This window comes from Pseudomonas putida (genome assembly GCF_009883635.2).
GTDB classification, from domain to species: Bacteria; Pseudomonadota; Gammaproteobacteria; order Pseudomonadales; family Pseudomonadaceae; genus Aquipseudomonas; species Aquipseudomonas putida_W.
This window is the reverse complement of record NZ_CP026115.2, coordinates 143,335-164,947: the sequence shown is the minus strand read 5'-3', so window position 1 is coordinate 164,947 and position 21,613 is coordinate 143,335. Positions and strand designations below refer to the sequence as shown.

General features: G+C 63.2%; 19 protein-coding genes and 2 pseudogenes. 11 read left to right on the top strand and 10 right to left on the bottom strand.

Annotation, left to right across the window (positions count from 1 at the left end):
* Positions 1 to 71 precede the first annotated feature (71 nt).
* Genes C2H86_RS00720 through C2H86_RS00710 form a run of 3 tightly spaced genes read right to left on the bottom strand, consistent with a single transcriptional unit; the run spans position 72 to position 2,918 of the window.
* A complete protein-coding gene (locus C2H86_RS00720; protein WP_159411015.1) occupies positions 72 to 392 on the bottom strand; it encodes an NIPSNAP family protein in 321 nt (106 codons plus the stop codon).
* Complete coding sequence (locus tag C2H86_RS00715; protein ID WP_159411014.1) at positions 377 to 2,104, bottom strand: FAD-dependent oxidoreductase; 1,728 nt, start codon at positions 2,102 to 2,104, stop codon at positions 377 to 379. The genes C2H86_RS00720 and C2H86_RS00715 overlap by 16 nt, the downstream gene beginning before the upstream one ends.
* Before the next feature lie 4 nt (positions 2,105 to 2,108).
* Complete coding sequence (locus tag C2H86_RS00710) at positions 2,109 to 2,918, bottom strand: shikimate dehydrogenase family protein (protein ID WP_159411013.1); 810 nt, start codon at positions 2,916 to 2,918, stop codon at positions 2,109 to 2,111.
* A 145-nt stretch (positions 2,919 to 3,063) separates the two neighbouring features.
* Here C2H86_RS00710 and C2H86_RS00705 point away from each other — a divergent pair, with 145 nt between their 5' ends.
* Entirely contained in the window at positions 3,064 to 3,834 is a 771-nt protein-coding gene (locus tag C2H86_RS00705) for an IclR family transcriptional regulator domain-containing protein (RefSeq protein ID WP_159411012.1), read from the top strand.
* Positions 3,835 to 3,852: 18 nt separating this feature from the next.
* Here C2H86_RS00705 and C2H86_RS00700 read toward each other — a convergent pair whose 3' ends face one another.
* The 3 genes from C2H86_RS00700 to C2H86_RS00690 form a co-directional block, all read right to left on the bottom strand.
* Positions 3,853 to 6,312, bottom strand: a complete 2,460-nt coding sequence (locus C2H86_RS00700; protein WP_159411011.1) for a TonB-dependent siderophore receptor — start codon at positions 6,310 to 6,312, stop codon at positions 3,853 to 3,855.
* A gap of 72 nt (positions 6,313 to 6,384) precedes the next feature.
* Positions 6,385 to 7,326, bottom strand: a complete 942-nt coding sequence (locus C2H86_RS00695; protein ID WP_159411010.1) for a FecR domain-containing protein — start codon at positions 7,324 to 7,326, stop codon at positions 6,385 to 6,387.
* Positions 7,326 to 7,832, bottom strand: a complete 507-nt coding sequence (locus C2H86_RS00690; protein WP_159411009.1) for a sigma-70 family RNA polymerase sigma factor — start codon at positions 7,830 to 7,832, stop codon at positions 7,326 to 7,328. The genes C2H86_RS00695 and C2H86_RS00690 overlap by 1 nt, the downstream gene beginning before the upstream one ends.
* 132 nt (positions 7,833 to 7,964) lie before the next feature.
* Here C2H86_RS00690 and C2H86_RS00685 point away from each other — a divergent pair, with 132 nt between their 5' ends.
* Complete coding sequence (locus tag C2H86_RS00685) at positions 7,965 to 8,369, top strand: DUF2251 domain-containing protein (protein WP_159411008.1); 405 nt, start codon at positions 7,965 to 7,967, stop codon at positions 8,367 to 8,369.
* Between the two features lie 66 nt (positions 8,370 to 8,435).
* Here C2H86_RS00685 and gstA read toward each other — a convergent pair.
* Positions 8,436 to 9,042, bottom strand: a pseudogene (gene gstA / locus C2H86_RS00680) (glutathione transferase GstA).
* A 180-nt stretch (positions 9,043 to 9,222) separates the two neighbouring features.
* Between gstA and C2H86_RS00675 the strand changes: the two are divergent.
* The 4 genes and pseudogenes from C2H86_RS00675 to C2H86_RS00655 form a co-directional block, all read left to right on the top strand.
* Entirely contained in the window at positions 9,223 to 9,417 is a 195-nt protein-coding gene (locus C2H86_RS00675; protein ID WP_159411007.1) for a hypothetical protein, read from the top strand.
* A gap of 386 nt (positions 9,418 to 9,803) precedes the next feature.
* Positions 9,804 to 10,628 (top strand): AraC family transcriptional regulator, encoded by an 825-nt coding sequence (locus C2H86_RS00670; RefSeq protein ID WP_159411006.1) that lies wholly within the window; start codon positions 9,804 to 9,806, stop codon positions 10,626 to 10,628.
* Between the two features lie 73 nt (positions 10,629 to 10,701).
* Positions 10,702 to 11,088, top strand: coding sequence for a cupin domain-containing protein (locus tag C2H86_RS00665; protein ID WP_159411005.1), 387 nt, complete (start codon positions 10,702 to 10,704; stop codon positions 11,086 to 11,088).
* Positions 11,089 to 11,491: 403 nt separating this feature from the next.
* Positions 11,492 to 11,928, top strand: a pseudogene (locus tag C2H86_RS00655) (extracellular solute-binding protein); the annotation flags it as partial.
* A gap of 52 nt (positions 11,929 to 11,980) precedes the next feature.
* On the opposite strand, the gene C2H86_RS00650 reads toward C2H86_RS00655, so the two are convergent.
* Positions 11,981 to 13,207 carry an MFS transporter gene (locus C2H86_RS00650; protein WP_159411004.1) on the bottom strand — a complete coding sequence of 409 codons (1,227 nt, stop codon included), beginning with the start codon at positions 13,205 to 13,207 and terminating at the stop codon, positions 11,981 to 11,983.
* Positions 13,208 to 13,527: 320 nt separating this feature from the next.
* Between C2H86_RS00650 and C2H86_RS00645 the strand changes: the two genes are divergently transcribed.
* From C2H86_RS00645 to C2H86_RS00635, 3 genes are all read left to right on the top strand, one after another.
* A complete protein-coding gene (locus C2H86_RS00645) occupies positions 13,528 to 13,791 on the top strand; it encodes a DUF2790 domain-containing protein (protein ID WP_159411003.1) in 264 nt (87 codons plus the stop codon).
* 158 nt (positions 13,792 to 13,949) lie between these two features.
* Positions 13,950 to 14,699: a creatininase family protein gene (locus tag C2H86_RS00640; protein WP_159411002.1), complete on the top strand. Its 750-nt coding sequence runs from the start codon at positions 13,950 to 13,952 to the stop codon at positions 14,697 to 14,699.
* A 106-nt stretch (positions 14,700 to 14,805) separates the two neighbouring features.
* A complete protein-coding gene (locus tag C2H86_RS00635; RefSeq protein ID WP_159411001.1) occupies positions 14,806 to 16,230 on the top strand; it encodes a PLP-dependent aminotransferase family protein in 1,425 nt (474 codons plus the stop codon).
* On the opposite strand, the gene panB is transcribed toward C2H86_RS00635, so the two are convergent.
* Together panB and C2H86_RS00625 are read right to left on the bottom strand one after the other, a co-directional pair.
* The gene (gene panB / locus C2H86_RS00630; RefSeq protein ID WP_159411000.1) at positions 16,218 to 17,033 is read right to left on the bottom strand and encodes a 3-methyl-2-oxobutanoate hydroxymethyltransferase; all 816 of its coding nucleotides are present in this window, start codon (positions 17,031 to 17,033) and stop codon (positions 16,218 to 16,220) included. The genes C2H86_RS00635 and panB overlap by 13 nt on opposite strands.
* Positions 17,034 to 17,157: 124 nt before the next feature.
* On the bottom strand, positions 17,158 to 19,011 hold the full coding sequence (locus tag C2H86_RS00625; RefSeq protein WP_159410999.1) for an ABC transporter ATP-binding protein: 1,854 nt from the start codon (positions 19,009 to 19,011) through the stop codon (positions 17,158 to 17,160).
* 403 nt (positions 19,012 to 19,414) lie between these two features.
* Here C2H86_RS00625 and C2H86_RS00620 point away from each other — a divergent pair, with 403 nt between their 5' ends.
* Complete coding sequence (locus C2H86_RS00620; RefSeq protein ID WP_159413034.1) at positions 19,415 to 21,256, top strand: potassium transporter Kup; 1,842 nt, start codon at positions 19,415 to 19,417, stop codon at positions 21,254 to 21,256.
* A gap of 98 nt (positions 21,257 to 21,354) precedes the next feature.
* Complete coding sequence (locus C2H86_RS00615) at positions 21,355 to 21,612, top strand: hypothetical protein (RefSeq protein WP_240349667.1); 258 nt, start codon at positions 21,355 to 21,357, stop codon at positions 21,610 to 21,612.
* Position 21,613 lies beyond the last annotated feature (1 nt).

Here is a 21,613-nt window from a genome sequence, read left to right as displayed (position 1 = left end):
CCGGGGCCGCTTCGCGCCCCATCGCCGGCAAGCGCGGCTCCCACAGGGTCGGCGCTTGTCAGTGGTAAGGGTTATTGCAGCGGCGAAAAGCCCGTGGGCCGCAGCAGCCGTGAGTGCAGCTGCAGCACCGCGCCCAGCTCCCGATTGCGCCGTGAAAACTCCGCCCAGCGTGGGTCGGCTGCCATCGTGGCACGGCGTGCCATGCGTTCGTCGAGGCTGGCGTAGGCCCACATATGCACCACCTGGTTGACCTCGCCGAATTCGCTGGTGAAGAAGCCCACCAGATCGCCCAGGTGCTCGCTTTGCACCTCCAGTGCATGGCTCTGGTACAGGGCCAGCCAGTCGGCCATCTTCAGTGGGTCGAGGGTGTAGGTTCTCAGTTCGTAGTACATGCGGGTTGCTCCTGGTGGGTGGCGGGCGCCTGCAGGCGCTCGGCAATATGGCTGGCTGCGATCCAGCCGAAGGTGAGGGCGGGGCCGAGGGTGATCCCAGGGCCGGGGTAGGTGCCGTTCATCATTGAGTTCATGTCGTTGCCCACGGCATACAGCCCGGCAATGGGCGCGCCGCTGCGGTTCAGCACATTGGCACTGGCGTCGGTCACCAGGCCGCGTGCCGAGCCGAGGTCGCCGGTATGCAGGCGGATGGCGTGGAACGGCGCTTTGGTCAGCGGGGCCAGGCACGGATTGGGCTGATGCTGTGGGTCGCCCATGTAGCGGTTGTAGCTGTTGCCGCCCTTGCCGAAGGCACGGTCGATGCCGTTGCGGGCGTCGGCATTGAAGTGCTCCAGCGTCTGCTGCAAGGCCTGTGGATCGACGCCGATGGCCTCGGCCAGCGCCGCCACGCTGTCGGCGTTGTGCAGGTAGCCAGCAGTGACCAGTGCCGCGTTGTCCACCGGTTTGGGTCGCGCCAGGCCCAGGCCATAGCGGTTCATTGCCTCGGCGTCGCAGATCAGCCAGCAATGGCCGATGCCGTTGGCGAACATGGTCTGCACGAAGTGGTGGTACGAGTTGGACTCGTTGACGAAGCGCCGCCCGGCCGGGTCGACCGCGATCACTCCAGGCTTGGCGCGGTCGGTGACCAGGTGCGGAAAGCGCTCGCGCTCGCCATTGGCATGGCGCAGCTCGGACACCGGCGCCCAGAAGAAATTGGCCGCCAGGCCGTCGCCCTGGGCCGCCGCCACCGCCTCGCCAAGGCGCAGGGCGGCGCCGTCATTGGTGGGCGGCGACATGCTCAGGTGTGGCGCCTCGGCATCCGGGCGATAGCGGGCGGCCAGCAGCCCGGCGGCAAAACCGCCCATGGCGCAGACCACGCCACCGCGAGCGTGCACCCGTAGCCGTCGGCCTTCGCGCATCACCACCACGCCGGTCACCCTGCCGCGTTCGACGATCAGTTCCTCGGCCTCGCTGCGCAGCCACAGTTCAGTGCCGTGGGCAAAGGCGCTGCTGGCCAGGCGCGCGATCAGCGCGTTGCCGGTGGTCAGGCGAGTCCCTCGTGGGTGGTGCAGGCGGTCCCGCGCATACCGCGCCATCAGCTTCAGGCAGTGCCACAGCGAGGCGGGTGAGCGGCGCAGGTTGAGGAAGTGCTGGATGTCTACGCGGTTGACCATCATGCCACCGAACAGCAGCATGCCGGGCGGTGGCATCTTCAGCTCCTTGAAGCGCGAGCCGAGGTGGCGACCGTCGTACTCGACCATCTCCAGGGCGCGGCCGAACTCGGTGGCGCCGGGTTCGTCGGGGTAGTAGTCCGGCGAGTGCGGGCGCAGGCCGTAGCGCAGTTCGGTGTTGTGCTCCAGCCAGCGCAGGGCCTGGTGACCCTGCTCGATGAAAGCATCCACAAGTGCCGGGTCGTAACCTGCGCCGATGATCGTCTGCAGGTAGGTGCGCATGGCCTCGGGGGAGTCCTTGGCGCCGGCAGCCTGGGCCTGATCACTGCCGTAGATCCACGCTGCGCCGCCGGAAATCGCCGAAGTACCGCCAAAGCGCTCGGCCTTTTCCACCACCAGCACCTTCAGCCCACGGCGGGCTGCCGTGGCGGCGGTGGCGAAACCCCCGGCACCGCTGCCGAGGACCACCAGGTCGAACACCGCTTGTTCGCTAATGCTCATGGCGTCAGATCTCCAGCGGGGTGACGCCCATGAAGGCGCCGAGATGGCCCAGCTGGGCGAAGGCCATCTGCGCACCGGTCTGAACCGGGCAGCCGCGTTCCCGCGCCTTGTGCAGCAGCGGGGTGATTTCCGGCGAGGTGACCACGTCGGCTACCAGCGTGGCGGCGTTCAGGGTCTGCAGCAGTGCCACCGGCAACGGCAGTTCGCCGCTGTTGCCCATGCCGACGGGGGAGGCGTTGACGACCAGGTCGAAGCCATCCAGCGAGCCGTAGTGCGTGGCGATTTCCAGAGCCGGGAAGGCAGTGCCGAGCACTTCAACCAGCGCCCCGACGCGCTCGGCGCTGGGGTCGCCGAGGGTAATGCTGGCGGCGCCCGCTTCGCCCAGTGCATAGGCGATCGCACTGCCGACCCCGCCGCAGCCCACCACCAGCGCGCGCTTGCCGCAAGCCTCGAAGCCATGCTGGCGGGCGGCGCCGAGGAAGCCCGCGCCATCGACGTTGTCGCCCAGCAGGCGGCCGTCGCGCTCGCGGCGGATCACGTTGACCGAGCCCAGTGCCTTGGCGCGTTCGCTGAGCCCGTCCAGTAGTGTCGCCAGTGCCTGCTTGTACGGCACGGTGACCACGCAGCCGCGCAGGTTGCGCCAACCGCGCAGGTGGTCGACAAAGGCGCCCAGCGCCGTTTCCTGCAGGTCGATGGGAAGCATCGCCAGGTCGCGGGTGTTGTTGGCGAACCAGGTGTTGAAGTTTTCCGGCGACTTCACCTGAGCGATAGGCGAACCGACGATGGCGACCAGTTCTGTCGAACCTCGGATCATGCTGACCTCCGTTATGGCTGTTGTTGTGGAGGCCAGCTTGTCGTGGGGCGGTGTCATCAACAATGCGCTTATCGGCCATTCAGTGCGATAATCGCAGCTATCAAGCGGTAATCGCATTGAATGCCACTTTCCAAGAGCCGAGTTCATGCCCCAGCCCGAGATTCACCCCCGCGACTTGATCGCCGGCCTGCAGAAAGGCCTGGCGCTGATGCAGGTGTTCAGTGCCGAGCAACCACGCCTGAGCGTGCCCCAGGCGGCCAGGCTGTCCGGCATGACCCCCAGTGCCGCACGGCGCTTTCTGCTGACGCTGGTGCACGAAGGCTTTGCCGAGACCGACAACCGCCATTACTGGCTGACGCCCAAGGCCCTGCGCATCGGCCAGGCCTATGTCGATTCCGCGCAGTTGCCGCGCATGCTGCGGCCGATCGTCGAGCAGGTGGCGCGGCAGACCCAGGAGCATGTGTCGGTGGGCAGCCGTGATGGCGACGAGATCATTCACCTGGTGCGCAGCCGCTACAGCCACATTGCTTCGTTGTCGATCCGCCCCGGGTCGCGGGTGCCGATGTATTGCACGGCAAGCGGCCGGGTCTGGCTGGCGTGGCTGGAGGAGGAGCAGCGCGAGGAATACTTCGCGCGCAACGCGCTGAGTGCGCTGACGCCCTACACCCAGACCGACAGGGCGCAGTTAATGGCAGAGTTGCAGCGGGTGAGGGCGCAGGGCTACAGCATTGTCGATCAGGAATACGAAATCGGCATGCGCGTGTTGGGTGTGCCGCTGCTAAACCGCAGCGGCCAGTTGAAGGCGACCTTGACCATCACCACCCATGCTTCGCGGTTGAGCATCGACGAGATGCGCCTGCGCTACCTGGCGACGCTGTATGAGGCGCAGGCACTGCTCAAACCGGTGCTGGATTGAACGGGGACGCGGGCTGCGTCAGAAATCGGCCCTCAGGGTGACCGTGTAATTGCGCGGTTCGCCATACACGTTGCTGGCGTTCAGCCAACCGATCGAAGAGTAGTACTTCTTGTCGAACAGGTTGTTGCCGTTGAGGGCGACGCTGAAGTTCTGGTTGATCTGATAGGCCACGCGGGCGTTCCAGATGGCGTAGCCAGCCTGCTCGATCTTGCCGACGCCGCCGGTGCCACCAAAGTTGGTGTTGTGGTTCTTGCTCTGGATGTTGGCGCCGGCACCAACGGTCCACTGGTTCAGCTCGCCAGGCAGGTTGTAGTCGCCCCAGAAGCGCAGCAGATGGCGTGGTGTATAGCTGTTGAAGGCAGAGCCGGAAGCCGAGCTGCCATCACCTGGGTCGTTGAGAAACTTGGTCGAGGTGTAGGTGTAGCCGGCAAACAGTTGCAGGCCGGCCATTACTTCGCCGCTGATTTCAGCATCGAAGCCCTCGGCGCGTACCTTGCCGCCTGCCACATAGCAGTTGTTTTCGCCGTCCTGTCCGCATTGCGAGGCGTAATCGTACTGGGCACGGTTTTCCTGGTCGACGCGGAACACCGCGAAACTGGTGTTGACGCGGCCATCCATCAGTTCGCCCTTCAGGCCGATTTCGTAGTTGGAACCTTCGATCGGTTTAAGTGGCGCGAGGTCCTCGCTCAGTTCGGTCTGCGGCTTGAAGATGTCGGCGTAGCTGACATAGGCCGACCACTGATCGTTCAGCGCGTAGATGAAACCACCGTACGGGGTGACTTCGCCGGTTTCCTTCGCGTGTGCAGGGTCTGGCGATGTGGTGGTGAAGCGTTGCAGTTCGTAGTCGTACTGGTAGTTGCTGACCCGTGCGCCCAGCACCAGGGTCAGGGGCTCGGCCAGCTTGTAGCGCACCACGCTGTACACGCCATTCTGCCGAATCTTGGCCTTGGAGACTCCGGCATAGGTGGTGTTGAGCATTTCATCCAGGGTCGGTTCGCGCGGGGAAACCGGGTCGTAGATGTTCATCGGGCCGAGGTTGAGCAGGCCGCCTTGCAGGTCGTCGGAGCGCAGGTCGCTGGCGTTGGCACCCACCACCACCTCGTGCTCCAGGCCGAAGGCGCGCCATTTGCCGGTGAGGTTGATGTCGGCGCCTTTGTTGATGTTCTCGAAGTCATACAGGTAGGCGCGCGACTGCATGCCATTACCGGTTGCCGGGTCGACGGCGCCGCGGCCGAAGCTATAGAGGATATCGTTGGTTTCGCGGATGTAGCTGCCGGACGCTTTCAGGCGCCAGTCATCGTTGAAATCGTGGGTGACATCGGCGAAGTAGGTAGTCTGCTTGTTGTTCCACTTGTTCCAGTCGGCACCGGTGAAGGTGGAGCGACCGACGTTCACTGCACTGCCGTCCTTGTTGCGCGGCAGGCCGCCAAAGAACGGGGTCGAATGCAGGTCTTCCACGCTGGCACCGGCGGCGATCACGGTGGCGTCGGTAAGGTCGTATTCAACGATGCCGTACAGCACGTTCTTGCGGCTTTCTGCCGTGTCGTAGAAATAGTCGCGGTCTTCATGGCCGGCAACCAGGCGACCGCGCAGCTTGCCGTCTGCAGTCAATGGGCCACTGGCGTCGAGGGTCTGCCGGTAGGTATCCCAGGATCCGGCACTGGCAGTGATGGACAGGGACGGTTCAGCCTTGGGACGTTTGCGCACCAGGTTGATGGCCGCGCCAGGGTTGCCGCTGCCTTGCAGCAGGCCGTTTGCGCCGCGCAGGATTTCAACGCGGTCGTACAGCAGCGTGTCGGAGGTGAAGCTGCTGCCAATGCCGTAGTAGCGACGGTCCAGGGGTACACCGTCGTACTGGATGGTCTCCACCTCGAAGCCGCGCGAGTAGATGTACTTGCCGCCAGACGGGCTCTGGTAGGTGGTGATGCCCGTCGTGTGTTCGAGCACCTGGTCCAGGGTATCGAGGCGCTGGTCGTCCATCGCCTTGCGCGTGACCACGCTGACCGATTGCGGGATGTCCTTGAGGCGGTGGCTGCCCTTGCCGATGGTGACCGCGCTGGACGTGTAGCTGCCGGAGTTCTCGGTGGTAGCTGAATCCTGACGGCCGTTGATGTTCAGGGCTTCAAGGTTTACGGCGTCGCCGCCGCCCAGCGGTTGCAGCTCCAGGCCGTAGACGTTGTCGCCGCGCCGCACGGCGCGCAGTCCGCTGCTGGCCAGCAGGCGTTGGAAGCCGTCCTCGATGCCGTAGTTGCCCTGCAGGCCGGGGCTGGAGAGGCCGCGGGTCAGTTCGGAGGTGTACTGCAGGGTGATTCCGCTCTCACTGGCGAACCGCGCCAGTACCTGGGCGAGGCTTCCGGAAGCGATGCTGTAGGCATGCGGCGCCTGGGCGGGCGCCGCAAAGGCCGAGAGGCTGGCGCTCTGCAGCGCAACGGCGAGGGCGAGGGCGGTTTTGGAAACCTTCGTAGTAGAGCGGATCATCGAAAAATTGTCCTTATGTGTGGCAGTTCCACAGGTAAGGACTGATGAGTTGAAAAATCGGGCCAATTCTTTTCAACGCGCCTTCACGGTCACCCAATAGCGGGTGCGGTAATCCACACTGACCGGCAGCGTGGCGGGCAGCGCGGCCAGGATCGCGTCGGTGTTGCCCAGCTGGAACGTGCCGCTGATGCGCAGCTCGGCAACTTCGGGCTGGCAGCGCAGCCAGCCTGAGCGATAGCGGTCAAGTTCACTGAGGAATTGCCCCAGGGGCATTTCCTCGACCATCAGCTGGCCGTGAGCCCACAGGCTGTCCTGTTCGCGGGCAAGGCCCTCACGGCCTTCGCCCTGGGCATCGAAGGCCAGCTGCTGGCCTGCGGCGACGGTTCGCCACGGTCCCTCAAGGGGCATCACCCGTACTGCGCCCTGCAGCACGCTGAGTTGCGTACTGCGCTCGCGTTGCCGCACCACGAAGCGGGTGCCCAGGGCTTCCATCAGGCCTTGATCGCTGGCTATGCGCAACGGCCGGTGCCGAGGGCTGGCGGCATCGGGCCCGCTGTCGACCAGGATCTCGCCGCGATGCAGTGTGATCAGGCGTTGCTGCGCCTGGAAATGCACGCTCACGGCGGTATCGGTATTCAGGTCGAGCACGGTGCCGTCCGCCAATGTGAACTGCCTGTGCTCGCCGACGACGGTGGCATAGGCTGGCTGCGGCGCCAGCTGGCGGTAACCCAGATAGCCCAGGGGCGCGACAATGGCCAGGGCCAACAGCTGCTTCATCGCCTGCCGTCGTTCGCGGTCCAGCGTGCCCATTGCCAGGCGGGGTGGCAGCAGGCCCAACTGCGCGCGCACGCGCTCTGCCTTCTGCCAGGCCCGCTCGTGCTCGGGCGCGGCGGCACGCCAGCGCGTGCAGGCATCGCGCTGGTCAGGGCTGACGCCTTCGTCGAGCATCAGCATTTGCCAATGGGCGGCCTGGCGTGCCACTTCGGGGTTTATCCGCGGCGTGCTGGCAGCCATCAGGCGTCTTCGTCGAACAGGATGCAGGCTTCAAGCGCATTGGCCATGTGCCGCTTGACCGTACGCTCGCCAATGCCCAGGCGGCGCGCCACTTCGATGTAGCTCAGGCCTTCCAGTTGCACCAGCAGGAACACCGACCGCACGATCGGCTTGAAGGTGTCGAGCAGGGCGTCCAGTTGCTGCAAGGTCTCACGCATGGCCCATTGCTCTTCGGCAGACAGCGCGAACAGCTCAGGTAATTGCGCGAGCATGTCGAGGTAGGCACGTTCCAGCGACTGGCGGCGAAAATGGTCGTAGACCAAGCGCCGGCTGATCGTTGCCAGGTAGGCCCGGGGCCGCTGCAGGCTGAGGCTGGCGCCAGCCTTTTGCTGGGCCTGAAGGATACGCAGGAAGGTGTCTTGCGCCAGGTCGGCGGCCTGGGCCGAACAGCCCAGCCGGCGATACAGCCATTGCTTGAGCCATCCGTTGTGCTCGGCGTAGACCTGACTGAGATCGTCGTTGATCACGGGTATCCCTCCGGGTTGAGGAACGCACCTTAGATGATAACGATTATCAAATCAATTTCTTTGCGGGTAGTTGCAGCCGGCATCGTTCGCTGGGCATCATCAACGTCTCTCAACCATGCAAGGAATGCCGGCATGCCTGCCTATCTTGTTGCGCAGAACGAATTGCTTGTAGGGGACGGCCTGGTGGTTGAAGCGCCGGCCGGGGAAGGGCCGTACGCCGTGGTGTTCGAGGACGACGAGGAAACCGGCTATTTCTACGCCCTGGATGCCTCAGGCGGCGGCAACCCGATCCAGAATGCGCTGCACATCTACGACGTGGAGAGCGTCGCCGACCGCGACAAGCCCTCTATGGTCAAGATTGCCTGGTCCGAGGACCACCGCAAGGCGCTGCTGCTGATCAACGATTACCCCCATGCGGTCTTCGACTTCGAGGCCAAACAGGGGCATTGCCGTACCGGGTTCCCGTTGCCGATGGACAATGGCTGGTCGCACGCGGGCCATGAGTGGGATGACAGCGCACTGCGGCATTTTGCCTGACGGCCGCTCGACAAACGCTGCAACCTTGGGATTCAAGCCCGTAAAGGGCTTGAATCCCAACGAGGGTCAGATCAAGCCTTCGGCCTGCAGGGTTTTCTGTACGGCCGGTCGGCTGGCGATGCGTTTCTGGAACGCCGTCACCGATGGCCAGGGTGAAAGGTCAATGCCCAGCGTTGGCGCCCAGTTCACGATGGTAAACAGGTAGGCATCGGCCACGCTGAAGTGCTTGCCGGTCAGGAAGTCGTTGCCTTGCAAGGTCTTGTCCACGAAGCCCAGGCGTTTGCCGAAGGTCTCGATGGTCTTGCTCTTGGCCTCGTCGCTGATGCTTGGGTTGAACAAGGCGGCGAGGGTCTTGTGCACCTCGGTGCCAATGAAGTTCAGCCATTCCTGTACCCGCGCGCGTTCCAGCGAGCCTGCAGGGGGCAGCAGGTTGGCCTGGGGTTTCTGGTCGGCGAGGTACTGGACGATGGCCGGGCCCCTCGGTGAGGACTTCGCCGTTATCCAGTTGCAGGGCGGGCACATAGCCCTTGGTATTGATCGTGTAGAAATCCGTACCGCTGGCAGTCTTGTGCTGCTTGAGGTCGACTTTTTCGACGGTTTAGGGCAGGTCCAGTTCGTTGAGGACGATGTGCGGTGAGAGCGAACAGGCACCTGGCGAGTAAAAGAGCTTCATTTTCTTCTCCCATTCGAGCGGGTCAGCCGTGCGAAGGCTGGCGAGGTGAGGCGCTGTGCAGCGCACTGGTTATGACACCTATGCAGGATTTCACGCAAGTCTCTGGCGAAGGATCAAAGCCTGAATTTACCCACCAGCACTTGCAGGTCCGCGCCCAGGCTCACAGCCAAGGGTTAAGGTATGCCGCTTGCTATTCACCACGGCGAGTTTGATGACAAGGACAAGGCCTTCATGAGCCAGGCACTCGCCCAGGGTAGGCGGGCACTGCCGGGGCTTCTGCATCCTGACCCGCGAAACGCTGGGGCAGTTATCGAAATCCTGCGTCAGGCCGGGATCGAAGTGACGGTTGGTCTGCTCGTGGATGAGGCGCGTTGAGACCTGCAACCTTACCTTTTGGCGAGTCCTTGAGGTGTTCGCCATGGGTAGAAAGCGGGCCCTCATGACAGACCGCTATCGACCCATAGTCACCCTTGCGCCTGGCAGGTACCTTGTGGGAGCGGGCGCGCCCGCGAAGAATCTAACGCGGAGTCTGGCACCGGCTGCGCCGGTGTTCGCGGGCACGCCCGCTCCCACAAAGTGCGCGTCGTGCTCTCGAGCCCAGTCATTTTTCAGTGTCTGCAAAGGGTCGAAAGAGGGCCGTTCACGACAGACCGCTTTCGACCATTGCGGACATTGAACGGAAATGGATTGGGTGCTCGCGTAATCCTGAAATAGGATGGGCTATTCACATTCAAGATGGCGCACTAGCGGTGAGCATATCCATGGAGCGAAAAGCAATCCTGTCATCCACCTCTGATTGGGTCATACGCAGCACTACACCTGGCAGTGTGGAGCGCATCGAAGCGTGGTTTGGCGGCCATGGCTACGACCCGCATCGTCACGATACATATTCCATAGGCCGTACTCTTGCCGGCGTTCAGAGCTTTCACTACAAAGGAGCGCTGTGCCACGGCGTGCCTGGCAACACACTTGTGCTGCATCCCGACGAAGTGCATGACGGCATGGCTGGCACGGATGTGGGTTTTCGCTATCGGATGGCCTACATCGACCCGTCGCTGATACAGAACGTTCTTGGGGGAGAACCGTTGCCTTTCATTGCTGGCGGACTATCCTGCGACCCGCGCTTGTACCACGCCAGCGAGGCTTTCGTGCAGGCACTGGATCATCCACTAGAAACACTAGAGGAACAGGACGCCGTTTATGACTTGGCAATGGCGCTTCGTGCAGTCGGCGGCAAGCCGCGTGGTCGCAAACGTCTGGATTACCGCTCTGCCGAGCGCGCCAGGGAGTTCATCCTGGAGCACCTTCACGTGGGCATCACGCTGGAGATGCTCGAACAGGCGAGTGGACGTGAGCAATGGAGCTTGTCGCGAGACTTTCGGGCCCTCTACGGCACCAGCCCATACCGTTTTGTCACGCTTAGGCGCCTGGATTCTTTCCGAAGACTGATTCTGAATGGCTTCTCACTGGTCGATGCCGCCCTTGCCTCAGGCTTTCATGATCAGAGCCACATGACCCGGCATTTCACTCGCACCTACGGCGTGCCGCCTCTGCGTTGGCTGGAACGCTTACGCACTGTTCGCTAAGTTGCAGGATCGTACAAGAACAGCGCGCTTTCCGGTCGATAGACTGGTCACTTCAAATTAGAGAGGATCAGCTATGTCCAGCATGCATCAGCAATTGGCATCACAGCCTGTGAACCTGACTCAAAAAGCTTCTCTGATCGAGCAGCAATGGAGCCCAAGGGTCGTCGCGGAAATGAACGACTACCAATTTAAGGTGGTACGCATCGAAGGTGAATTTATCTGGCATTCACACCCGGAAACTGATGAAGCTTTTCTAGTGCTCGAAGGTCTCTTGCGCATCGATCTCCCCGAGGGCTGCGTTCATGTGAAGCCGGGCGAACTGTATGTCGTACCACGTGGTGTAGAGCACAGAACAGCGGCAGAAACGGAAACAGCACTTATGATGATTGAGCCGCGAGGCGTGTTGAATACTGGTCATGAAGGCGGGGAGCGAACAGCGCTGAATGACGTCTGGATCTGAGTCGACATCGACAGTAGTGGCTAGCCTCATCAAGGCGTGAAGCGAACACTTATCGAGGGGGGGCCGTTTCATGCCCCATGGTCTGCAAGCGCAGATCCGAGCGGTGGGGCATAGACCGGGAAGGTGGCGCATTTCAGTCCGGAGCCGGCTACCAAGCGATGAGCCCGATACTGGATAAAGAGCCCAGATTCGATGTCCGCTTCACCCCTGAGGAAGTCAATCGTAAGTGTCCGCTTCTACCCAAAGCGGACATCTATGCGTGATGAAAGACAGTGGCGTCACCGCGCTGCGCCGCCGCCCAGGCAAAAGCTGGACTGCGCATACCGAAGCAGGCGAAGTGCAGGCCCGGCAGGTCCTGGTATGTGTGGGCGCGCTCCTGACGCGGGTCGGCCTCAAGCGCAGTGAGTCCAAGTATGTGAGTGACTTGGCCAACGGCAATAACTGGTAGCGATCGGCTTCAGTGGCGACGTGTTGCAGGCCATGAGCAGTGCCAGGCAGGCCGGGAACGGGGTGGAGGTGGGTTACAGCATTCCGCGTGAAGGCTCGACCGTGGCGGTCGACATGGTGGTGAAGCCCAAGGAGGCTTCGCACCGGCAGAATGGGTACGCGTACCTGTACTACCTGCTGGAGCCGAAGATGACCGCCAACATCAGCAATGCAGTGAAGTACCCGAATGGGAATGCCGCAGCGCTGGAATACATCACTCCTGAACTGCGCGACAACCGGGCAATCTACCCGCCGGAATCGGTACTCGACACGCTGTTCCCGATCAAGACCTTGTCGCCGGCGGGGATGCGCCTGAGCACCCGGCTATGGACCCGAGTGACAAGCGGCAAGTGATGCAGCGGGGTCGCAGCCTTGACTGCGACCCATCGCCAACGATCACCGCCCGTCAGCCAGCCTGTGCCGCCAAGCTGTTGCTGACATTGCGCCCCAGCACCAGCACCATGACGAATCCGCAGCCCACCAGCGCCGTGGCCAGGCTCAACAGCACCGAGCTGCCCATCTGGTCGACGATGCGCCCACCGAAGAACGAACCCAGGGCGATGATCACCTGGAACATGGCCACGAACAGCGGCATGCCGCGCTCGACATCCTTGGGTGCCACGACGAACATCCAGATGCTCGAGCAGGCCGGGAAGGCGCCGAAGGCGAAGCCCCACAGCGCAATCAGCATCGCCGCGCCGGTCAGGTCGGTGGCGAAGTAGGGGAACAGCGCAGTGCTGACGCCGATCATCACCGCTACCAGCATCAGCGTGTGGCGTACGCTCTGGTTGGCGGCGTAGCCGGCGAACAGGTTGCCGATCACCCCGGCCACGCCATAGAGCAGCAACAGCGAGCCGATGGTGGGCCCGTCGAAGCCCGAACTTTGCTTGAAGAACGGCGCGACGTAAGTGTACGCGGCAAAGTGCGCCAGGCCGATCAGCAGCACGGCGATCAAGCCCACCCGGGCTTGCGGGTTGATGAACAGCGCCGGCAGGTCACTGACGCGAATGGCCTTGTCCGGGTTGAGTCGCGGCAGCAGCAGCAACTGCGCCAGCAGTACCGGCACGCCGACCAGCGCGGTGGCCAGGAAGGTCATGCGCCAGCCCATCAGGCCGCTCAGCCAGGTGCCCACAGGCACGCCCAGCACGGTGGCCAGGGTGACGCCGGCCATGATGATCGAGGTGGCCCGGGCCACGCTCACGCCCTTGGGCGCCAGGCGGCCGCTGAGGGCAATGGCGGTGGCCCAGAAGCCGCCGATGCTGATGCCCAGCAGGACACGACCGAACAGCAGCAGGCTGAAGTCGCTGGCGTAGGCCACCACCGCGTTGGCGATGATCATGATCAGCGTCAGGCCGATCAGCAGGTAGCGCCGGTCCATGGCGCCAATGCCCACCGACAGCAGCGGCGCGGCGAGGGCCGCCATGATGCCGGGCAGGGTCACCATCAATCCGGCGTGGCCGGCGCTGATGCCCAGGTCGCTGGCCACATCGTTGAGCACGCCCACCGGGAGAAATTCGCTGGTGACCAGGGCGAAGGCGCCCACGGCGACCGAGAGAATCGCCAGCCACTGCTGCCTGACGCTTTGTTGATCATGTTCGGGACGGCCGTGAGAGGCCTGGCTGACGCTTGGCATGTTCCTGATTCCAAGGTGAGGTCGCCTGTTGCAGGCGAAGGGGGAGGGAAAATTGAAGGCGATCATAAAGGCCGGTTTTGCCAACCTGGCAGGCGAGCCGCTCGATAGTATTCATCAACGTGATCGATGGGACGCGCTGGCTGGAGCGCCGCGCCGGTTCGTATCACAGCGTATCCAGAGGTGATACAGATATGCTTTGAGTTGATCCGCCAGGGATCGTGACACAAGCCAGGTACTTTCCAGCCTTTTAATGGGCTCCATCGAAGCGATGCAGTAACGCCTCGGTTCAAACACCCCATTGAAGCCCGGAGAGCCCCACCATGAACCGCAAAGCCGTCTACGCCGCCGCCCTGTTCGCCGCACTCAACGTCTGCACCCTGGCCGCCCGCGCCGAAGCTGCCGACAATGTCCGCACCTACACCTATGGCACCCAGCTGGACATCAAGAAAGTGCTGTCGACCAGCCAGGACGCTACGCTGACTTGCGGGGTGGTCAATGCCAAGCTCACCTACCTCGACTCCCACGACCAGACCCAGGTGCTGAACTACCGCACCCTCGGCGACCACTGCATCGGTGAGAACTGAAACGAGCACTGCCCAGCCCCCGACAGAGGAGTCCTGCCATGAACTGGTAAGCACGACAGCCCGATTGCATGCCCGGCAGGCGCGAAACGGTCTTTACTGTTGAAGCGGAAACCACCGCGCCTGGCGCTCCCAGTCAAATTTCCCATGAGAGAAGCAAGATGCTCCTACATCGATCGACCTGGGTTGAAACGGAACGATTCCTCCAGCGCAGCCGGACTATCGTCATTCCCATCGGCTCCAACGAGCAGCACGGGCCGACAGGGCTGCTCGGTACCGACTGGATGTGTCCGGAAATCATCGCCTTCGAAGCGCAGAAGGAGGCGGATATCCTGGTCGCGCCCACCTTCAACATCGGCATGGCCCAGCACCACCTTGGCTTCCCCGGCACCATCTCGCTCAGGCCATCGACTTTCATCGCCGCGATCACCGACTGGGTTCGCTCACTGGCGGTGCATGGCTTTGAGAAGATCCTGTTCCTGAATGGTCACGGCGGTAACGTGGCTTCGATCGAGGCAGCCTTTTCCGAGATCTATGCCGAGGCCAGCTTTGCCCGCCGCCCGGCAGGGTTTGCCTTGAAACTGATTAACTGGTGGGACTTGGAAGGTGTCGAGGCCCTGGCCAAGGAGCAGTTCCCGACCGGCCACGGCATCCATGCCACGCCTTCGGAGATTGCCGTGACCCAGTGGGCCTATCCGGACTGTATCAAGACCGCCGACTATGCGCCGCAGATCGCCAACTGGGGCCCCATCCGCGAGGCCGTGGATTTCCGTGCGCGCCACCCGGACGGGCGGATGGGCTCGGACCCGGGCCAGGCTTCGCCGGAGAAGGGCGAAGCGCTGGTCAGGCTGGCGGCGCAGGGGTTGGTGAAGGCCGTGGAAGGGTTCGGCAGCGAAAGCAGACCGGGTTGAAGCACCTCAAGCCAAAGGCTTGCGTGGCGGTGGCTGCTCCACCGCTAGCAGGCCGATGGGTATCTACGTGTAACCTGTGGCAGCATTTGCCACGTGATGCTTGAGTATGGATGCGAAGAAAACCAACAAATCCGGCTACACCTACCAGGCGGTCTACCGCTATCTGCTCGACTGGATCGAAGCGGCACCCTCGGATATCGAGCAGCGCCTGCCATCTTTGCGCCAACTGGCCCAGCGATTGAACGTTTCAGTCTCCAGCACCCAGTATGCCTATTCACTGCTTGAGGACGAGGGGCGGGTGCATGCACGTCCCAAACTCGGCTACTTCACCCGGGCCAGCAGCACGCCCTTGCGCGCCGAGCGCTCGCCGAGCCTGCTGGACACTGTGTTCGCCAGTGCCCGTCAGCCCGGTATGCTGGCCCTTAGCAGCGATGCCCCGGCCATGCTGCTGTCGCTGGAAAAGCCGCTGTTGATGATCGAGCGCGAACTCACGCGTCAGTACCCGTGTTCCCATGCGCCGCTCTACCAACCCTTCGGCGAGATGGCGTTACGCAGCGTGCTGGCGGAGTTCTACACCTGCTCGGCACATCGTTGCTGGCAGGCCGAGCATGTGTTCGTTGGCTCTGATCTGCGCAGCATCCTCGAACTGTCGCTGCGTGCCCTGGATCTTGAAGGCAAGGTGGCGGTGGTCGAATCGCCCTGCAACTGGGCGGTGCTCAGGCAACTGCGGGCCGCCCGCATGACCATCATCGAAGTGCCGTTGGCTGAGGATGGGCGCTTCGACCTGCAGCAGCTGCGCCAGGTAGTGGACAGCGAACCGGTGCGCCTGGCGGTGTTGTCGTCGGCCACCAGCGTGCCGCAAGGCGGCCTGATGCCGGCCAGGGACAAGCAGCAGATCTGCCGCTGGCTGGCCGAGCATGATGTGTGGCTGTTCGAAAACGACGGTTACAGCGAGTTCTGCTTCCAGGCCGAGGCGCCACGCTACCGCGATTTCGCCGACCCGGACCGGTTGCTGGTGTTTTCCACCTTCGACAAGGTGATCGGTTCGGAGGCACCCTACGGCTACCTGCTCTGCCGAAGCCATACCGAACAGTTGCAGCAGCTGTTTCTGGAGCGTGCTTTCCGCTTGTCGCCGATCCGCCAGAAGTCCATCGCCAAACTGTTCACTTCGCGTCGGTTCGAGCAGCATGTGCAGCGGCTGCGCGCCCTGTTGCGCGAGCGCATGATGCACATGAAGGCCCTGCTGGAAACCTATGGCCAAGGTTGCCTGCGCATCCATGAGCCGCAGGGCGGGGCGAGCTTCTGGCTGGAAGCGACCCGCTCGGTGGACATGCGCCGGGTCTTCGAGCGGCTGTTGGCGCAGCGTATCGTCATCGCGCCTGGGGAGATCTTCAGCCAACGTGGCCTTTGGCGCAGTCACTTGCGCCTGTGCTACACGCTGGACTGGAGCAAAGACATTCCCCAGGCGCTGCAATGCCTGGTCAGGGCGATCCAGGACGAGTCCATTCAGGACAGGGCTCAGACGCCATAGCAGTGGCGCATTTCAGGGAAGGTCCCGTCGCGTACTTCGTCACCGAAACGGGTACACGCCTCGCGGATCACCTGGGCCACGTCGGCATACGGCTTGACGAAGCGGGGCACATGATCGCCACCCAACCCCAGCAGGTCCTCGGTGACCAGGACCTGGCCATCGCAAGCCGGTGATGCACCAATGCCGATGGTGGGCTTGTCGGTGCCTTCGGTGATTGCCCTGGCCACCGGTTCCGCGACCCCCTCCAGCAGCAGGCTGAAGGCTCCGGCCTTCAGGTTGGCCTGGGCATCGTCGCGCAATGCCGCACCGCTGTCGGGGCATAGCCCCTGGGCCTTGTAACCGCCCATGACATTGACGAACTGCGGCATCAGGCCAATGTGTGCCATGACCGGTATGCCGCGCGCGACGAGAAATTCCACGGTACTGGCCAAGGCCTGATTGGCCTCCAGCTTGACGGCGTCACAGCCAGTGCTGGCGATTACCTGCGCGCAATTGCGAAACGCCTGTTCATGGGATTCCTGGTAGCTGCCGAACGGCATGTCGGCAATCACGCAGGCCAGCCGCGTGCTGTCGACCACCGCCCGGGTGTGGGCGATGGTTTCGTCCAGGCGCATGCCTAGGGTGGAGGGGCGGCCGTAGCCGACCATTGCGGTGGAGTCACCGACCAGGATGAAATCGACCAAGGGGTCGATCACCTTGGCGATCGCGCTGGAGTATGCCGTCAGCGAAACGATCTTTTGCCGGCCTTTCATGGCTACCAGCTGCGGGACCGTCAGTCGTCTGTTGCGGATAGGCGTGCTCATTCAGTGTCTCGTCTCGACAGGTGGCCAAAGGTGTGCTGATTATCGAGCCGTGTAATGCAAACTCAATGTACAGATTTCACCTGAAAACCGGCACAGACGTTTTTCCACGATGCGTGCTGCCGGCTTACTCCAACGCCTCAGCCACCCCCTGATCCTCACCCAGAAACCCACCGCTCTGGTGCTGCCACAGCCGCGCATAGGTACCGTTCTTCGCCAGCAACTCACTGTGAGTACCTTGCTCGATGATGCGCCCTTCATCCATGACGATCAGCCGGTCCATGGCGGCGATGGTGGACAGCCGGTGGGCGATGGCGATCACGGTCTTGCCCTGCATCATCTCGTCGAGGCTCTCCTGGATGGCGACCTCGACTTCCGAGTCCAGCGCGCTGGTGGCCTCGTCCAGCAGCAGGATCGGGGCGTTCTTGAGCATCACCCGGGCGATGGCGATGCGTTGCCGCTGGCCGCCGGAGAGCTTGATGCCGCGCTCGCCGACCAGGGTGTCGTAACCGCTGTGGCCGTCGCGGTCGCTGAGCTGGCGGATGAAACCATCGGCCTGGGCGTTGGCGGCGGCGCGCTGGATTTGCGCTTCGCTCGCTTCGGGGCGGCCGTAGGCGATGTTGTCGCGGATCGAGCGGTGCAGCAGCGAGGTGTCCTGGGTGACCATGCCGATCGCGCTGCGCAGGCTGTCCTGGGTGACGCGGGCGATGTTCTGCCCGTCGATGCGGATTTCGCCGCTGTCCACGTCGTAGAAGCGCAGCAGCAGGTTGATCAAGGTTGACTTGCCTGCACCGGAACGGCCCACCAGGCCGACCTTTTCGCCAGCACGGATGTTCAGGCTCAGGCCGTCGAGCACCTGGCGTTCGCCGTTGTAGTTGAAGCGCACGTTGTCGAAGGTCACCGCGCCGCCGCGGGTTTCCAGCACGCCGGCATTCGGCACGTCCTGCACCTTGGGGCCGCGGGTGAGGGTGGCCATGCCGTCCTGTACGGTGCCGATGTTCTCGAACAGCGAGGTCATCTGCCACATGATCCAGTGCGACATGCCATTGATGCGCAGGGCCATGGCCGTGATCGCAGCCACCGCACCGGTACCAACCTGGCCCTGATGCCACAGCCACAATGCATAGCCGCCGGCGCCGAAAATCAGCCCGACCACCAGCGCCTGGTTGACGATCTCGAACTGGCTGACCAGGCGCATCTGGCGGAACCCGGTCTGCTTGAAGTCCTCCATGGCCGCCCGGGCGAAGTGCGCCTCGCGCTTGGAGTGGGAAAACAGCTTCACGGTGGTGATGTTGGTGTAGGCATCGGACACCCGCCCGGTCATCGACGAGCGCGCATGCGCCTGTTCCTGGCCGACTTTGCCCAGGCGCGGCACGAAATACAGCATGGCCAGGCCGAACAGCAGCAGCCAGGCAATGAACGGCAGCATCAGCTTGGCGGCAAAGCCGCCGGCCAGTGCGATGATGGCGATGAAGTACACACCGATGCCCGGAACGATTTCGATTACCGTGAACAGCACTTCACGCACCGCCAGCGCGGTCTGCATCACCTTGGTGGTGACCCGGCCGGAAAACTCATCGGAGAAGAACGACAGGCTCTGGCGCAGCATCAGCCGGTGGAAGTCCCAGCGCAGGCGCAGCGGCAGGTTGATCGCCAGCACCTGGTGCTGCATCAGCGTGCGCAGGGCCACCAGCACGATGCTGGCGATCAGCAGCAGGCCGACGCCCCACAGCACACGGCTTTCCTCCGGGCTCACGCCACCGCCGGCCTGCCAGTTGGAGAGCAGGTCCACTACCTGGCCGAGGAAGGAAAACAGCCAGGCCTCGTAGATCGACACCCCGGCACTGAACAGCGCCAGCGCCAGGATATAGCCGCGGGCACCGCGGGTGCAGGCCCACAGGAAACGCAGAAGGCCTACCGGGGGCGGCGGTACCTCGTCGGGCGGGAAGGGGTCGAGCCAGCGTTCAAAGGCACGGAACATGAGGGTCTCCGGGGGTATTCGGTAGCAACAACCATACAGCACTGAGGCCACCAAGTGCCTGTCGAGCGTTTTGCAGCGCCTGTGAGATCGAGCGCCGCCCGCGCCTGTCACAGGCTTTACTGGCCCGAAACAAACGTAGGAGCGAGCGCAGCTCGCGATGCGCCGCGCGGGCGGCGCTCGATCTCACAGGCGCTGAACCTCCCGAGGCGAACACCCCCGAAACCACATCCCCCTGATTTTTTACGCTCTTTTTACGGCTGAACTGTCGGCCTGCAAGGATACTGACCGCGCGATGCTCAGGGATGGCATGCATATCCAACCGCCACTCCAGAGAAGCCCTTTCGTGAGCCAGTCCGCCGTCGCAGCAAACCCACCTCAACCCAGCAAATCCACCGCCATCGGCATGCTCGTCGCCGCAGTCGGCGTGGTCTATGGCGACATCGGCACCAGCCCGCTGTACACCCTCAAGGAAGTGTTCGCCGGGCACTACGGCGTGCAGGCCAACAGCGCCGGTGTGCTCGGCGTGCTATCACTGGTGTTCTGGTCCTTACTGTGGGTGGTGTCGCTCAAGTACGTGCTGTTCATCCTGCGCGCCGACAACCAGGGCGAGGGCGGCATCATGGCCCTGACCGCTTTGGCGCACCGCGCTGCGGCGCCCTACAAGCGCTTGAGCAAGGTGCTGGTGCTGCTGGGGCTGTTCGGCGCTGCGCTGTTCTACGGCGACAGCATGATCACCCCGGCGGTGTCGGTGTTGTCGGCCGTCGAGGGCCTGCAGCTGGCCTTCGACGGCATCGAGCACTGGGTCGTGCCGCTGGCGGTGCTGCTGCTGGTGGCGCTGTTCCTGATCCAGAAGCACGGCACCGCACGCATCGGCATTCTGTTCGGGCCGATCATGGTGCTGTGGTTCGTCGTGCTGGGCGCGCTGGGCATTCACGGCATCGTGCAGCGCCCGGAGGTGCTGCAGGCGCTCAACCCGGCCTGGGCGGTGAAGTTCTTCGTGCTGCACCCGGGCATGGGCGTGGCCATTCTCGGCGCGGTGGTGCTGGCGCTGACCGGCGCCGAGGCGCTGTATGCCGACATGGGGCATTTCGGCCGCAAACCCATCGCTCGGGCCTGGTTCCTGCTGGTGCTGCCGGGGTTGGTGCTGAACTACTTCGGCCAGGGGGCGTTGATCCTTGGCAACCCGGATGCGGTGCGCAACCCGTTCTACCTGCTGGCGCCCGATTGGGCCCTGCTGCCTATGGTAGGGCTGGCCACCCTGGCGACGATCATTGCCTCCCAGGCGGTGATTTCCGGTGCGTTCTCCCTGACCCGCCAGGCCATCCAGTTGGGCTATGTGCCGCGCATGTTCATCCAGCACACCTCCAGCGAAGAGCAGGGGCAGGTCTACATCGGCATGGTGAACTGGGCGCTGATGGTCGGCGTGGTGCTGTTGGTGGTCGGCTTCGAGTCGTCCGGGGCACTGGCCGCAGCCTATGGCGTGGCCGTGACCGGCACCATGCTGATCACCACGTTGCTGGCGTCGGCGGTGGTGCTGTTGCTGTGGAAAGCTCCGCGCTGGCTAGCCGTGCCGATGTTGCTGGCGTTCCTGCTGGTGGACAGCCTGTATTTCGCCGCCAATGCGCCGAAGATCTTCCAGGGCGGTGCATTCCCGGTCATCGCCGGGGTGGCGCTGTTCGTGCTGATGACCACCTGGAAGCGCGGTCGCACGATCATCGTCGAGCGGCTGGACGAGAGTTCGTTGCCGCTGGAGCGGTTCATCGCCAGCCTGCAGGCCCAGCCGCCGCACCGGGTGAGTGGCACCGCCGTGTTCCTGTCCGCGCGGCCAGAGGCGGTGCCCCATGCGCTGCTGCACAACCTGTTGCACAACCAGGTGCTGCATGAGCAGGTGGTGTTGCTGACCGTGGTGTTCGAGGACGAGCCGCGGGTCAGCGCCGCCAGGCGCTGCGAGGTCGAAGTCTTTGGGGATGGTTTCTTCCGTGTCTGCCTGCACTTCGGCTTCATGGAAGAGCCCGACGTGCCCTTGGCGCTGAGCCGCTGCCAACAGGCCGGTCTGGACTTCGGCCCCATGCGCACCACCTATTTCCTCAGCCGCGAAACGGTCATCGCCGGCAAGCAGCAGGGTATGGCGCGCTGGCGTGAGCACCTGTTCGCGTTCCTGCTGAAGAATGCCAACAGCACCCTCAAGTACTTCAAGCTGCCGTTGAACAGAGTGATCGAGCTCGGGACTCAGGTCGAAATGTAAGGCCAGTGCACTGCGCCACAAAGGAGCGAAATCGAGTATTAGTCGCCTTGATGCATTTACATAATGCGACTAATACTAAAGAGCTGCCAAGAAGAGGGATGGTCATGCAGACGCGCTTCGTTGTGGTTCCCGCTCTACCTCAGGAAAAGGAGTGCCTGCCCAGGCTCGCAGGCTTCCCCAAAGCATTGGGCAACGGCTACGATCTCTATGACACGACCGACAAGCTCAGGCTGGTGCTGAACTTTTCTACACGGGCTGAAGCGGATTACGCCTGTGCCTGCCGTAATGGCCTTTCAGGGGATCGGGAGGACAGCGCTTCAGGCGGGCATTCTGGATGGTGTGCCGCAGAAACTTGAC